We start from the raw sequence: 14,226 nt of genomic DNA, 5'->3' as shown, positions 1-14,226 counted from the left end.
GGCGCCACGGCCGATTGGGCTGCGGCCAGTCAGAGGGGCGGGCGGCGGCGGGAGAGGACTCGGGCGCCCGAGACCGGAAGCACCGGCGGAGCCACCGGCGTGGCCGGGACCGGGTCCGGAATCGGCGTCGGAACCGGATCCGGCTCGGGCTCCGGCCCGGGCTCCGGAACCGGCACGGGATTCGGCTGAGGCTGCGGCCGCACGGGCGGCACCGGCGGCACCGGCGCGGGCCCAGCCACCGGCACCGGCGCAGGCGCGGGCGCAGCCACCGGCGCCCGGTCCGGAACCAGCGGCGCCCCCGCCGCCCGGCGCAACGTGTCCCACCGGCGTTCCCGCGTCCCCGGCGCATGCCACTCGTCCCCCGTACCGGCCGCCGGCCGATTCCGCCACGCGTGCACGGCGACAGCCAACGGCACCGCGACCGCCAGCGTCCACGCCGCCGCCGCGCCCCCCGTCTGCCACCACACCGGCCCGAACCGCGCCAGCTCCCGCGACCCCATCGGCCCCGACGCCGCCCCCGCCAGCCCCGCCATCAGCAGCCCGCACACCGTCGAGCCCAGACCCGCCGTCAGCGCGGTCTCCCCGTACGAGACTTCGCGCGCCCGCCGTACCGCGAACCACCCCACCGCCAGCCCGGCCGCCACCGGAATCACGCCGACCGCCCAGGTCACCGGCGACCCCGGCCCCTGCGGCGGCAACGCCGACAGCAGCGGGAACCGCGGCAACGGCAGTGCCGCCGAGCCCTCGAAGCCGAGCGGCGTCGCCGTCGCCCCGGCGCCCAGCGCGAACCCGGGCCCGAGCGCGTACGCCGCGCCCCACACCATCGCGTTCGGGATCAGCGCCAGCGCGAGCAGCAGCACCGCGAACCGCCCCGACCACACCCCCGTCAGCGTCAGGAACGTGCCCTGGGCCTCCGCTCCGTGCCATGCCAGCGAGGCCCCGACCAGCAGCACGCCCCCGCCCAGGAGCACCAGCGCCCCGGCCGCGCCGGACCGCAGCGCCAGCGCGTAGCGGGGGCGCGCCACTGCCCTCCGTACGCCCTTCGGCACCCACTCCGGCAGCGGGCCGAGCGGACGCCCCTTGGCCACCCACACCCCGCCCGCCGCGGCGAGCACCGCCACCAGCGGGACGTGCCAGGCCGCGCTCAGCGGATCGGCGGGCATCGGACCGCCGGCCGCGTACACCGTGGCCAGGGATCCGACGGCCAGGTAGCCGCAGGTCACCGCCGAGAAGACGGCGCTGGCCGGGAGCACCTCGTCGCCGTCGCTGCCGTCCCCGCAGGCGCTGCCGAGGCGCGCCGCGCGCCGCATCAGCAGCACGGGCAGCGCCACCAGGAGCAGCGGGGTCATCCCGACGGGGGCGGGTACGCCGGAGAGGGTCTCGTAGCGGACGAGGTCCGTGCCGTGGGCGAGCAGCCACAGCCCCGCGGCCAGGTGCAGCGCGCCGCCGGGGCCGCTGTCGGGGTAGGGGGAGCTGATCCACAGCACGATCACGAGCACGGCGAGGAAGCCGAGCCCCAGTCCGGCGGCCATCGCACCGCCCAGCACACACGCGGCGGCGGCCGGTGAACGGCGCCGCCCGCCGGCCCTTTGAGGCGTCGGCAACGGGGTCCCGCGTTCGATTACTTGGGTCACTCCGCCATGGTGCCAACGACACGCGCTATGGACGGGTAACAGGCGAATGTCCGTGGTGTCGCTCAAGATACGTTTATGTACTTTATCGCCCAGGGTCGCCGGTTCGCGGGGAGCGTGGCATGACACAAAACGTCGGTACGACCTCCGGCGAGAGCCAGGACCCTGAGCCCGTCCTCCCCGCGCCCGGGGAGCGTCGAAAGCTGCGCGAGGCGGCGCACCTGACGTACGAGCAGGTGGCGGCGACGGTCGGGGTCACCGGAACCACCGTCCGCTCCTGGGAGTTGGGCCGCACCGAACCGCGCGGGCGCAAGCGCGAGTCGTACGCCGCGTTCCTGGCGGGCCTGTCCGAACGCGCCGCCGCCCACGGCCACCCGGCCGGCGGCCACGCCCGCCCCCGCCCCAAGTCCCCGGCCAAGCGCGCGCCCCACGACCCCACCGCCCCCTCCAGAACCCCGGCCCCTCCCCCCTCCCGCAGCACCCACCCGGCCCCCACCACCACCCCAACGGCCCACCCCCTCCACACCACCCCATCGGCCCAGGCGACCCCGTCACCCCAAACGGCCCCGGTGACCACGGCGGCCTCAGCCGCCCCCGGCGCGCCCGCCGCCGAAGCCACACCGGACCCGGCTCGGGCCACCACGACTCCCCCGGCCGCGCCGAACGCGCCGGAGCCCACGGCCACCCCGGCCATCACCGGCATGTCCCCTCCCGCGACCGCGCCGGACGCGTCGGAGACCCGAGCCGCCATGGGCGCCCCGGCCATCACCGGCATGTCCCCTCCCGCAACCGCACCGAGCCCGCCGGGAGCCCCCGACTCCCCGGACACCCCCGCCACCCGGTGGACCCCGAACCCCCTGCACCCCGTGGCCGCCCCGGCCGCGAACGGCTCGGCCGCCACCGACGCAGACACCCCCGAGGCCACGCCGAGCCCCCCGGGAGCCCCCGCCACCCCGTGGACCCCGAACCCCCTGGACGCCCCGGCCGCCCAGGCCACCGCGAACGGCTCGGCCGCCGCCACCCCCGAGGCCACCCCGTGGACCCCGAACCCCTTGGACGGCCCGGACGCCGCGGCCGCGAACGGCTCGGCCGCCACCGACGCAGACGCCCCCGAGGCCACGCCGGGCCCGCCGGGAGCCCCCGGGTCCCCGGGCACCCCGACCACCCGGTGGGACCCGAACCCCCTGGACCCCGCAGACGCCCCGGCGGCCCCGGCCGCCCCCGGCGAGGACGCGCCGGGTGCGGCAACGGCCGGGGGGCTGGACACTCCGCCGGCGGCCGCCCCGGGGGCGCAGGAGGCTCCGGGGGCTCCGGGGGCGGATTCCGGCGACCCGGCGGAGCCCCCCGCGCCGCTGACCCCGGCCGACGTGTTCGACGCCCTCTACGACCGTGCCGCCCCCGCCCTCCTCCGGCAGGCGTACCTCCTCACCGGCCGCCGGGCCCTCGCCATGGAGTCCGTCGAGCGGGCCTTCCACCTGGCCTGGAACCGCTGGCCCGCGCTCATCGCCGACCCCGACCCGGTCGGCTGGGTGCGCTCGGCCGCGTACGAGTACGCCCTCTCCCCCTGGCACCAGTTCCGCCGCGCCCACCGGCACCCCGACAAGCCGCCGGCCGACCCCGCCGACCGGATCCTGCTGGACGCGATGCTCCAGCTGTCCCCGATGCACCGCCGCACCGTGCTCCTCTACGACGGCATCGGGCTCGACCTCCCCGACACCGCCGCCGAGACCGAGGCCACCACCCCGACCGCCGGCAACCGCCTCCTGCGCGCGCACGCCGAGCTCGCCGCCCGGATCCCCGAACTGGCCGCCGTACCGCCCGAGAAGCAGTCCGCGGTGCTGCGCCACCGCCTCGGCGCGCTACGGCCCTCCGTACCGCTGGAGCCGCGCCCGGCCGTGGCCGTACGCGGCTCCGGCGAACACCGCACCCGGCTCTGGGGCCGCGCCGTACTCGGCCTGACCGCGATGATCGCCGTCGCGACCTCGTACACCCTCTCGACCGCGCCCACCCACTACATCCCCCCGCTGGCCCCGGGCGCGAGCGTCTCCGGGGTCCCCCCGCTCAGCGGACCCCAGCATCTGACCCAGCGGAGCAAGGAGCTCCACGACAAGCTGCGCAACGACCCGGAGGCCGGGCCCGCCCGCCTCGCGCCGAAGGCCGAGTGACGCGGGCGACCACCCGACGGGTACGCGTACGGGCGTGGCCCGCACCCCAGCTGGGGTGCGGGCCACGCCCGTACGAACTGCGTACTGCTTACCGCGTACGACTACTTCGCGGCGTTCAGGATCTCGCGCGCGAGCTTGGCCGTCTCGGTCGGCGTCTTGCCGACCTTGACGCCGGCGGCCTCAAGGGCCTCCTTCTTGGCCTGCGCGGTGCCGGAGGAGCCGGAGACGATGGCGCCGGCGTGGCCCATGGTCTTGCCCTCGGGGGCGGTGAAGCCCGCGACGTAACCGACGACCGGCTTGGTGACGTTCTTCGCGATGAAGTCCGCCGCACGCTCCTCGGCGTCGCCGCCGATCTCGCCGATCATGACGATCAGCTCGGTGTCCGGGTCGGCCTCGAAGGCCTCCAGGGCGTCGATGTGCGTGGTGCCGATGACCGGGTCGCCACCGATGCCGACGGCGGAGGTGAAGCCGATGTCACGGAGCTCGTACATCATCTGGTAGGTCAGCGTGCCCGACTTGGACACGAGACCGATCTTGCCGGGCTTGGTGATGTCGCCCGGGATGATGCCGGCGTTGGACTGGCCGGGGGTGATCAGACCCGGGCAGTTCGGGCCGATGATCCGGGTCTTGTTGCCCTTGGCGGTCGCGTACGCCCAGAAGGCGGCGGAGTCGTGCACCGCGATGCCCTCGGTGATGACGACGGCCAGCGGGATCTCGGCGTCGATGGCCTCGACGACGGCGGCCTTGGCGAACGCCGGCGGGACGAAGAGGACGGAGACGTTGGCCCCGGTCTCCTTCATCGCCTCGGCGACCGAGCCGAAGACCGGTACCTCGGTGCCGTCGAAGTCGACGGTGGTGCCGGCCTTGCGCGGGTTCACGCCGCCGACGATGTTGGTGCCGTCAGCCAGCATCAGCTTGGTGTGCTTCATGCCCGTGGCACCGGTCATGCCCTGGACGATGACCTTGCTGTCCTTGTTGAGGAAGATAGCCATGTGAGTCTGTGACCTCTGCCCTTACTTCGCAGCCGCGAGCTCGGCGGCCTTGTCGGCCGCGCCGTCCATGGTGTCCACGCGCTGGACCAGCGGGTGGTTGGCGTCCGACAGGATCTTGCGACCCAGCTCGGCGTTGTTGCCGTCGAGGCGGACGACCAGCGGCTTGGTGACCGCCTCGCCCTTGTCCGCGAGCAGCTGGAGCGCCTGGACGATGCCGTTGGCGACCTCGTCACAGGCGGTGATGCCACCGAAGACGTTGACGAACACGGACTTGACGTCCGGGTCGCCGAGGATGATCTCAAGGCCGTTCGCCATGACGGCGGCGGAGGCGCCACCGCCGATGTCGAGGAAGTTGGCGGGCTTGACGCCGCCGTGGTTCTCACCGGCGTACGCGACGACGTCGAGGGTGCTCATGACGAGACCCGCGCCGTTGCCGATGATGCCGACCTCACCGTCGAGCTTGACGTAGTTGAGGTTCTTCGCCTTGGCGGCGGCCTCCAGCGGGTTCGCGGCAGCGTGGTCCACGAACTCCTCGTGGCCCGGCTGGCGGAACTCGGCGTTCTCGTCGAGCGAGACCTTGCCGTCGAGCGCGATGACGTCGCCGGAGGCGACCTTCGCGAGCGGGTTCACCTCGACGAGGAGCGCGTCCTCGGCGATGAAGGTGGCCCACAGGGTCACGAGGACCTCGGCGACCTGCTCGGCGACCTCGGCCGGGAACTTCGCCAGCGCGACGATCTCGCGGGCCTTCTCGATGGTGACGCCCTCGTTGGCGTTGACCGGGACCTTGGCGAGCTTCTCGGGAGTCTCCTCCGCGACCTGCTCGATGTCCATGCCGCCCGCGACCGAGGCCATGGCCAGGAAGGTCCGGTTGGTCCGGTCGAGGAGGTACGAGACGTAGTACTCCTCAAGGATCTCCGGAGCGGTCTCGGCGATCATCACCTTGTGGACCGTGTGGCCCTTGATGTCCATGCCCAGGATGTCCGTCGCACGCGCGACGGCCTCGTCCGGGGTGGCGGCGAGCTTGACGCCGCCGGCCTTGCCGCGGCCGCCGACCTTCACCTGCGCCTTGACGACCGACTTGCCGCCCAGTCGCTCAGTGGCTTCGCGCGCCGCCTCAGGCGTGTCGATGACTTCACCGGCCAGCACCGGTACACCGTGCTTGGCGAAGAGGTCCCTCGCCTGGTACTCGAACAGGTCCACGCGCGTCCGTCCCTTGTCTTCAAAGATTCGCAGTGATTCGCGGTTGTCTGCTATCTGCGTGGGCGTGCCGCGGAGGGCAACGTGACGGCGCTGTCACAAGGAAGGCGCACACGGTGACCGTGGACGCGGCATGTCCGTCTCGCAGGTTATCCCCGTGGGACGTGGGTCCCTAAATCGGGGATCACACCTGAGCGGTGATACCTGTCACAGATCACCTCACGGTTGAGCTGCGTCTTCGTGCGATCTGCCGATTTACGACGCCGGGCGGGGGTCGGGCAGGGGCCGCTTCTCCAGGGCGGCGGCCATCACCTCCGGGAACAGGTCGGGGGTGCAGGCGAAGGCCGGGGCGCCCAGTGCGGCGAGGGCTGCGGCGTGTTCGCGGTCGTAGGCGGGCGCGCCCTCGTCGGACAGCGCGAGCAGGGTCACGAACTCCACCCCCGACCGCTTCATCGCGGCCACGCGCTTCAGCATCTCGTCGCGTATGCCGCCTTCGTAGAGGTCGCTGATGAGGACGACGACGGTGTCCGCGGGTCGGGTGATCTTGGACTGGCAGTAGGCGAGCGCCCGGTTGATGTCCGTGCCGCCGCCGAGCTGGGTGCCGAAGAGGACGTCGACGGGGTCGTCGAGCTGGTCGGTCAGGTCCACGACGGCGGTGTCGAAGACGACCAGGCGGGTCGCGATCGACCGCATCGAGGCGAGCACCGCGCCGAAGACGGAGGCGTAGACGACGGAGGCCGCCATCGATCCGGACTGGTCGATGCAGAGGATCACCTCCTTCTTCACCGACTGGGCGGCGCGGCCGTAGCCGATGAGGCGCTCGGGGACGACGGTGCGGTACTCGGGCAGGTAGTTCTTCAGGTTCGCCCGGATGGTGCGGTTCCAGTCGATGTCGGCGTGCCGGGGGCGGCTGACCCGGGCGGAGCGGTCGAGCGCGCCGGTGAGGGTGGCCCGGGTGCGGGTCGCGAGGCGCTTCTCCAGCTGCTCGACGACCTTGCGGACGACGGCGCGGGCCGTCTCCCGGGTCGTCTCGGGCATGGCCTTGTTCAGCGAGAGCAGGGTGCCGACCAGGTGGACGTCCGGCTCGACGGCCTCCAGCATCTCCGGCTCCATGAGCAGCGTGGACAGGCCGAGGCGGGCGATCGCGTCGCGCTGCATGACCTGGACCACGGAGCTGGGGAAGTACGTACGGATGTCCCCGAGCCAGCGCGCCACGTTCGGCGCGGACCCGCCGAGCCCCGCGGAGCGCTCGCCTCGGCCGGCTGCGCCGCTCCCGCCGCCGTACAGCGCGCCGAGGGCGCCGTCCATCGCCGCGTCCCGCCCGGCGAGGGCGCACCCCGTGCCGTCGGCCTCTCCCCCGCCGAGCAGCATCCGCCACCGCCGCAGCCGCTCCCCGTCGGCCCCCGCCACCGCCACCGCCGTGTCTCCCGTTCCCGTCATCTCCCCGTCCCCCTTCTCTCGCCGTGCCCACTCACCGTTTGCCGAGCCCCCCGAGCCCCCCGAGCCCCCTGAGCCCCGGGCCCCCGCGCACCATCCGGCCGGTCACGGCGGGGCGGCCGTGAGGAGGAGGTGGAGCAGTGGGAGGACCGCGTCGGCGCGGGTGGGGTCCAGGGCCGGGGCGAAGCCCGGCGGGGCCGCGCCGGCGCCGGGGACCGTCGGCGCCCGGCCGGGGCCCCGGCGGAGCAGTTCGCCCAGGGTCCGCCGGACGCCGGGTTCGTACGCCCCGAACGTCCTGCGGAGCAGCGGCAGGACATCGATGAACGCCCCCTCCGGCACCGAGACGAGCCACGCGTCGATCAGGCTCAGCAGCCGGTCGTCGTGGACCAGCAGCGTGCCGCCGCCGCCCGCGAAGCCCTCGATCCAGCCCGCCGCGTCGGCCGGGGCGGACGCCGGTGACAGGGCGAGCCCCATCAGCCGCGCCGTCTCCTCCTGCGGCAGCCGGCCCTCGTCGAGCAGGAGCCGGGCCGCCCGCCCGCGTATCAGCCCGGGCACGGTGTCCCGCGCGGCCAGCGTCCGCAGCACCGCCGACCAGCGCTCCCGCAGGTCCTCCCGCTCCAGCAGCCCGACCGCCCCGTGCACCCCGTCCACATGGCCGCGCAGTTCCGCCGCCGCGTCGGCGTCGAGCCCCGCCGCGCACGCGGCCGGCAGCGCCACGCAGATCCGCTCCGCGAGCCCGGACGCGACGGTGCCCAGCGCCGACGCGTCGGTCCCGCGGACGTCCCCGTACCGCAGCGAGCGGGCCAGCGCGGGCAGCGCCTTGGCCAGCCGCGCCACATCGGTGTCCAGGGCGGCCCGGTCGGCGAGGGCCCGCAGCACCGCCGGCAGGGCCTCGCCGAGCCCGGCCGGCAGACAGCGCTCGGCCAGCGCGGTCACCTCCGCGAGCTCCTGCGCCGCCTCGGCGTCCGCCTCGGCCTTGGCCGTGGCCGCCGCGAGGACGGTGGTGCCCCAGATGCCGGCCTCGGCGACCCGTACCGACAGCTCCGGCTCCCAGCGCAGCCGCCAGGTCTCCCGGAACGTCCCCGTGCTCCCCCGGGACGCCGTCGGGGTGCCCCACTCGATGCCGAGCAGCCGCAGCCGGTGCAGCAGCACCGACTTGGCCGCGTCGGTCTCCTTGCGCAGGTCCAGTTCCAGCTCCCGCTCCCGCGCCTCCGCCTTGAGCCGCAGCGAGCGCTGCCGGCGGGTGAGGTCCCGCTGGAGCGGTACGACGGGCGCCGCGTCGGGGACTTCGCCGAGCACGTCCCCGACGACCAGCCGGTCCTCGATCAGCGCGAGCGGCACCTCCGAGCCGTCGCACATCATCGCCCGGACCGCCTCCAGGGTCTCGGTGAGCCCCGGCAGCGGCCGCCCCCGGACGGCGGCCAGCGTCCGGGCCAGCCGGACCGCCTCGATGACGTGGGCGGAGGAGACCTGCCGGTCCTCCTCCCGCAGCAGCCCGGCGACCTTGGTCAGCCAGCGCTCGACCGGCCGGTCCCGCGCCTCGAAGAGGTGCGCGTACCAGCCGGGCGAGGCGATGCCCGCCCCGTACCCGCCGGCGCGGGCCAGGCGGCGGTGCGTCCACGGCACCCAGGTGGTCTCCACCTTGACCTTGGGCAGCCCGCTGAGCAGTGCCTTGTCCGCCGCGACGGTGGTCTTGGCCCGCAGCGCCGGGACGTGCCACGCGCCGCACACCACGGCGTGGTCCTCGCCGAACTCCCGGCAGGCCGCCCGCATCCGCTGCCGCATGTACGCCTCGCGGACCAGGTCGCGGGCGTGCCCGCCGTCCCCGAACTCCTCGCGCAGGGCGCCCATGGCCTCGCCGAGCGCCTCGAAGGCGGCCAGCGGGTCGGCGGCGCCGGTGCCTCGGTGTTCGACGACGTCCTCCCACCAGCGCTCGGGGTCGTCGTACCCGGCGGTCTCGGCGAGCACCGCGAGGGGGTCCAGCCGTACGGATCCGGGCGCGTCGGCGTCCGGCTCCGCGGCCAGCGTGTGCGCGGCCGGGAGGTCGATGAACCGGACCGGTACGTCCCGGGCCTGGGCCCACCGGATGGCGGCCCACTCCGGGGAGAACCCGGCCAGCGGCCAGAACGCGGCCCGGCCGGGGTCGTCGGCGGCGTGGGCGAGGAGGGCGACGGGCGGCCGCATCCCGGGGTCGGCGGCCAGCGCCAGCAGCGCGTCCCCCTCGGGCGGCCCCTCGATCAGCACGGCCGTGGGCCGGGCCGCTTCGAGCGCGGCCCGCACGGCGCGGGCCGAGCCCGGTCCGTGGTGCCGTACGCCCAGGAGCAGCGGCCCCCGCGCGGCGGATCCGCTCATGCCGTCACCTCCCGGCAGGCCCGGTAGAAGTCCTTCCAGCCGTCCCGCTCGCGGACGACGGCCTCCAGGTACTCCTGCCAGACCACCGAGTCGGCGGCCGGGTCGCGGACGACGGCGCCGAGGATCCCGGCGGCCACGTCGGAGGGGCGCAGGACGCCGTCCCCGAAGTGGGCGGCCAGGGCGAGCCCGTTGGTGACGACGGAGATCGCCTCGGCGGTGGACAGGGTCCCGCTGGGTGACTTGACCTTGGTGCGGCCGTCGCCCGTGACCCCGTCGCGCAGCTCGCGGAAGACGGTGACGACGCGGCGGATCTCCTCCAGGCCCTCGGGCGCGGCCGGCAGGTCGAGGGCGCGGCCCATCTGGTCGACGCGGCGGGCGACGATGTCGACCTCGGCGTCGGCGGTGGCGGGCAGGGGCAGCACGACGGTGTTGAAGCGGCGGCGCAGGGCGCTGGAGAGCTCGTTGACCCCGCGGTCGCGGTCGTTGGCGGTGGCGATGAGGTTGAAGCCGCGGACGGCCTGCACCTCCTGGCCGAGTTCCGGTATCGGCAGGGTCTTCTCCGACAGGACGGTGATCAGGGTGTCCTGGACGTCGGCGGGGATGCGGGTGAGTTCCTCGACGCGGGCGGTCATGCCGTCGGCCATGGCCCGCATGACGGGGCTGGGTACGAGGGCTTCGCGGCTGGGGCCGTGGGCGAGGAGCCGGGCGTAGTTCCAGCCGTAGCGGATGGCTTCCTCGGGGGTGCCTGCGGTGCCTTGGACGAGGAGGGTCGAGTCTCCGCTGACGGCCGCGGCGAGGTGTTCGGACACCCAGGTCTTGGCGGTGCCGGGGACGCCGAGCAGGAGCAGGGCGCGGTCGGTGGCGAGGGTGGTGACGGCGACCTCGACGATGCGGCGCGGTCCGACGTACTTGGGTGTGATGACCGTGCCGTCATCGAGGGTGCCGCCGAGCAGGTAGGTGGCGACGGCCCACGGGGAGAGCTTCCAGCGGGTCGGGCGGGGCCGGTCGTCGGCGGCCGCCAGGGCTTTCAGTTCGTCCGCGAAGGCGTCTTCGGCGTGCGGTCGCAGCGCCTCGGCGCCCGTGCCGTTCTCGGGCATGGTCATGGTCCCCCTCCAATGCTCGGCAGCCGCTCCCGACTGCTGTGACAACGGTGCACCACCCCACTGACAACGCCCCGCGCTCACAGCGTTGTTGCAGGTCAGAGCGATTGTCAGTGGGGGTCTCTACGGTGGAACACATGACTGAGCAGGGGGACCGCTGGACGGCGGAACAGGTACTGGCTCTGGCTCCTGACGATGCGTCACGCAAGGCGGGAGGCAGGCTTGGCGGGGCGGGCCCGTGGTCGCAGACCGGAGGTTCCGCTTCCGGATCGGTGTGGGGGTGGTGCAAGGGCAGCGGCAGCACGCCGTACCGGACGGTCGTGGACCTGACGGGCCCGGCGTACAAGTGCTCCTGCCCGAGCCGGAAGTTCCCGTGCAAGCACGCGCTGGGGCTGCTGTTGCTCTGGGCGGCGGAGGGTCTGGGCGAGCCCGCCGAGGCGCCGGACTGGGCCTCGCAATGGCTCGCCGAGCGGGCGGCGAAGGCCGCGCGCCCGGCCGCCGGAGCGGCCAAGCCGGTGGACGAGGAGGCCGCCCGGCGCCGGGCCGAGCGGCGGGCCGCCCGGGTCGGCGCGGGCGTCACCGAGCTGGAACAGCGGCTCGCGGACCTGCTGCGCGGCGGGCTGGCCGGCCAGGAACAGACGGGTTACGCGGGCTGGGAGGAGACGGCCGCCCGGATGGTCGACGCCCAGGCGCCCGGACTGGCCGCGCGGGTGCGGGAGTTGGGGACGATACCCAGTTGCGGCCCCGGCTGGCCCGCCCGGATGCTGGAGGAGGCCGCGCTGCTGCACCTGCTGGACCGGGCCTGGCTGGGGGTTTCGGCGCTGCCGGAACCGCTGGCCGCGACCGTCCGCAGCCGGGTCGGGATACCGGGCGCCTCCGGGGAGGGGGAGGCCGTACGGGACCACTGGCTGGTCCTGTCCCAGTACGACTCGGTGTCCGCGGACGGCCGGCTCACCACCCGCCGGATATGGCTGCGCGGGCTGGGGAGCGGGCGCCCGGCCCTGGTGCTCGACTTCGGGCCGCCCGGGCGGCCGCCCGGGCTGGCCCTGCCGGTGGGGCTGGTGCTGGAGGCGGAGGCTCGCTTCCGGCCCGGGTCGGCGGGGCTCCGGGCGGATCTCGGGGAGCGCTTCGCGGCGGCGACGCCGTGCGCGCGGGCTCCTGCGGGGGTGAGCACCGGGGCCGCCCTGGAGGCGTACGGGGCGGCGCTGCGCGAGGACCCGTGGCTGGATTCCTGGCCGGTGGTCCTGGGGCCGGTGGTCCCCGTACCGGGCGAGCTGGGCTGGCAACTGGCGGACGCGGAGGGGACGTCCGCCCTGCCGGTGGCCCTCACCGGGGCCCGTTCGAGGTCCGGTCTGTGGCAGCTGGCCGCCCTGTCGGGCGGCGGTCCCGTCACGGTCTTCGGCGAGTGCGGCCATCGCGGCTTCACTCCGCTGACGGCCTGGCAGCCGGAGACGGCGGAACCCGTGGCCCTGGTCTGACCGACCGGGGGTCCGGGCGCGGCGACACGCAGGAAGCGCGGGACGCGGGGGCGTCCGGCGTGAACACACGCGGGAAGCGCGGGGCGCGGGGGCGTCTCGCGTGAACACACGAGCAAGCCGGGGGGCATGCATGAACGACAGCCACGCCAGCTGAACGCTGGTCGACACGGGGGCGAAAGCCGCTCCGGTCCCGCGGAGGGGGCGGGACCGGAGCGAGGCGACACGGAAAGAAAGAGGGAGGGGTCCGATGGAAACGCTGGGCGGGGATTGGGAGGAGCTGGTCGGTGCCGCGCTGCTGGGCACCGAGCGGCGACAGGGCAGCCCGGAGGCGCTGCTGGACGCGGCGGCCGTGCAGACCGTACGACGGCGAGCCGGGCTGCGGCCCGCCGAGGCGGGTCCGCGCCCCGAGCCCGCGCCCCGGGATCCGCGCCCGGTACCGCCGCAGGCGGCCCGGCGGCGGCTCGCGCAGCTGCTGGCGGGCCGTTCCGCCGCGGCCGGCGGGGGCGGCCGGCGGGGCAGCGCCCCGGATCTGACGGAGCTGCTCCCGCAGTGGCTGGCCGCCGCCGGGCGGCACGGCTACCGGGCACCGGCGGCGCTGGTCCCGGCGCTGCTGGAGGCGGCCCGGGCGCGGACGGACCTGCGCCCGCAGGCGCTGGCCCTGGCCGGGGCGCGGGGTCTGTGGCTGGCCCGGCTGAACCCCGACTGGCGGTTCGCGCTGCGCGGCGGGCCGGGCGGCGCCGGCGCCATGCCGGAGGTCACGGACGCGGAGGGGGTGGAGCGGCTGTGGCAGGAGGGCCTGTTCGCGGAGCGGGTGGCCCTCCTGGGTGCCGTACGGGCGCACGAGCCGGCGGGGGCGACGCGGCTGCTGGCGACGACCTGGGCCACCGAACGGGCCGAGGACCGGCTGATGTTCCTCGATTCGCTGCGGGTGGGCTTGTCAGAGGGGGACGAGCCGTTCCTGGAGGCGGCGCTGGGCGACCGCAGCCGCAACGTCCGGGCGACGGCGGCCGAGCTGCTGTCCGCGCTGCCGGGGTCGGCCCTGGCGGGGCGGATGGCGGAGCGGGCGCTGGCCTGCGTGGGCCCGGAGGGGGTGGTCCCACCGGCGGAGTGCGATGCGGGGATGCTGCGGGACGGGGTGGTGAAGCGGCCGCCCGCCGGGCGCGGGGAGCGGGCGTGGTGGCTGGGCCAGCTGGTGGAGGCGGCCCCGCTGTCCCGCTGGCGGGAGCGGTTCGGGGGGCTCGGCCCCGCGGAGATACTGGCGCGGCCGACGGCGGAGGGCTGGGCGGAGGAACTCCACGCGGCGTGGTGCCGGGCGGCGGTCCGCCAGCGCGACGCGGAATGGTCGAAGGCCCTGCTCGGCTCGGCCGCGGCGCCGCCGGCGGCGGGGCCGGGGACGGCGTCGATAGCGGAGCGGGCGAAGCTGCTGTCGATCCTGCCCGAGGGGGAACGGGCCGAGTGGGTCGCGGAGTTCGTGCGGGCGCACGGACTGTCGGAGGCGTTCCAGCTGCTGGGGGTGTGCGGAGTGCCGTGGGAGGGGGTGCTGGGGCGGGCCGTCGTGGACGCGCTCGACGCGGCGCGGGAGGCGGGGAGCTACCCGTGGAGCTTCAGCGGGGTGATGGGTCTGGCGGAGCGCTGCCTGGACCCTGCGGTGGCGGGCGCGCTGGCGGGGGCCGACGCGGATGCCGATGCGGGGGCCGGGGCCGGGGCGTACTGGGCCGAGGCGTTCCAGCGGCTGGCGGCCACGCTCCGGCTGCGCGCGGCCATGCTCGCGGAACTGGCCCCGCCGACCTGACCCGCGTCCGGACCCCGCCGTCCTGACCCCGCGTCCTGGCCTGCGTCCGGACCCCGCCGTCCTGACCCGCGTCCGGAGCCCG

General features: G+C 75.4%; 9 protein-coding genes. 3 read left to right on the top strand and 6 right to left on the bottom strand.

The genetic code is table 11. The features are described from left to right. Positions 1-29: 29 nt before the first annotated feature. Positions 30-1,634, bottom strand: coding sequence for a DUF6350 family protein (locus EES41_RS22245; protein ID WP_164495908.1), 1,605 nt, complete (start codon positions 1,632-1,634; stop codon positions 30-32). Positions 1,635-1,753: 119 nt separating this feature from the next. Between EES41_RS22245 and EES41_RS44225 the strand changes: the two genes are divergently transcribed. Further along, a complete protein-coding gene (locus EES41_RS44225; RefSeq protein ID WP_367995783.1) occupies positions 1,754-3,796 on the top strand; it encodes a helix-turn-helix domain-containing protein in 2,043 nt (680 codons plus the stop codon). A gap of 101 nt (positions 3,797-3,897) precedes the next feature. Here the strand turns inward: EES41_RS44225 and sucD are convergent, their stop codons facing one another. The 5 genes from sucD to EES41_RS22210 form a co-directional block, all read right to left on the bottom strand. Beyond that, entirely contained in the window at positions 3,898-4,788 is an 891-nt protein-coding gene (gene sucD, locus EES41_RS22230; RefSeq protein ID WP_030154828.1) for a succinate--CoA ligase subunit alpha, read from the bottom strand. Between the two features lie 21 nt (positions 4,789-4,809). Beyond that, a complete protein-coding gene (gene sucC / locus EES41_RS22225; protein WP_037798055.1) occupies positions 4,810-5,988 on the bottom strand; it encodes an ADP-forming succinate--CoA ligase subunit beta in 1,179 nt (392 codons plus the stop codon). Positions 5,989-6,240: 252 nt separating this feature from the next. Further along, a complete protein-coding gene (locus EES41_RS22220) occupies positions 6,241-7,425 on the bottom strand; it encodes a VWA domain-containing protein (protein WP_123080009.1) in 1,185 nt (394 codons plus the stop codon). Between the two features lie 102 nt (positions 7,426-7,527). After that, positions 7,528-9,774 carry a DUF5682 family protein gene (locus EES41_RS22215; protein ID WP_123080008.1) on the bottom strand — a complete coding sequence of 749 codons (2,247 nt, stop codon included), beginning with the start codon at positions 9,772-9,774 and terminating at the stop codon, positions 7,528-7,530. Continuing rightward, complete coding sequence (locus EES41_RS22210) at positions 9,771-10,877, bottom strand: AAA family ATPase (RefSeq protein ID WP_123080007.1); 1,107 nt, start codon at positions 10,875-10,877, stop codon at positions 9,771-9,773. The genes EES41_RS22215 and EES41_RS22210 overlap by 4 nt, the downstream gene beginning before the upstream one ends. 134 nt (positions 10,878-11,011) lie before the next feature. Between EES41_RS22210 and EES41_RS22205 the strand changes: the two genes are divergently transcribed. Both EES41_RS22205 and EES41_RS22200 read left to right on the top strand, forming a co-directional pair. Next, entirely contained in the window at positions 11,012-12,352 is a 1,341-nt protein-coding gene (locus EES41_RS22205) for an SWIM zinc finger family protein (protein WP_123080006.1), read from the top strand. Between the two features lie 247 nt (positions 12,353-12,599). Continuing rightward, positions 12,600-14,144: a DUF5691 domain-containing protein gene (locus EES41_RS22200; RefSeq protein ID WP_123080005.1), complete on the top strand. Its 1,545-nt coding sequence runs from the start codon at positions 12,600-12,602 to the stop codon at positions 14,142-14,144. The last annotated feature ends 82 nt before the right edge of the window (positions 14,145-14,226 follow it).

Source organism: Streptomyces sp. ADI95-16 (assembly GCF_003721495.1).
Classification (GTDB): Bacteria; Actinomycetota; Actinomycetes; order Streptomycetales; family Streptomycetaceae; genus Streptomyces; species Streptomyces goshikiensis.
The sequence above is the reverse complement of the archived record's forward strand: the minus strand, read 5'-3'. Positions and strand labels throughout refer to the sequence as shown.

Excerpts from the sequence above, each read along its gene's own strand:
- EES41_RS44225 (WP_367995783.1), top strand. The coding sequence starts at position 1,754 with ATGACACAAAACGTCGGTACGACCTCCGGCGAGAGCCAGGACCCTGAG.
- sucD (WP_030154828.1), bottom strand. The coding sequence starts at position 4,788 with ATGGCTATCTTCCTCAACAAGGACAGCAAGGTCATCGTCCAGGGCATG.
- EES41_RS22220 (WP_123080009.1), bottom strand. The coding sequence starts at position 7,425 with ATGACGGGAACGGGAGACACGGCGGTGGCGGTGGCGGGGGCCGACGGG.
- EES41_RS22215 (WP_123080008.1), bottom strand. The coding sequence starts at position 9,774 with ATGAGCGGATCCGCCGCGCGGGGGCCGCTGCTCCTGGGCGTACGGCAC.
- EES41_RS22210 (WP_123080007.1), bottom strand. The coding sequence starts at position 10,877 with ATGACCATGCCCGAGAACGGCACGGGCGCCGAGGCGCTGCGACCGCAC.
- EES41_RS22205 (WP_123080006.1), top strand. The coding sequence starts at position 11,012 with ATGACTGAGCAGGGGGACCGCTGGACGGCGGAACAGGTACTGGCTCTG.
- EES41_RS22200 (WP_123080005.1), top strand. The coding sequence starts at position 12,600 with ATGGAAACGCTGGGCGGGGATTGGGAGGAGCTGGTCGGTGCCGCGCTG.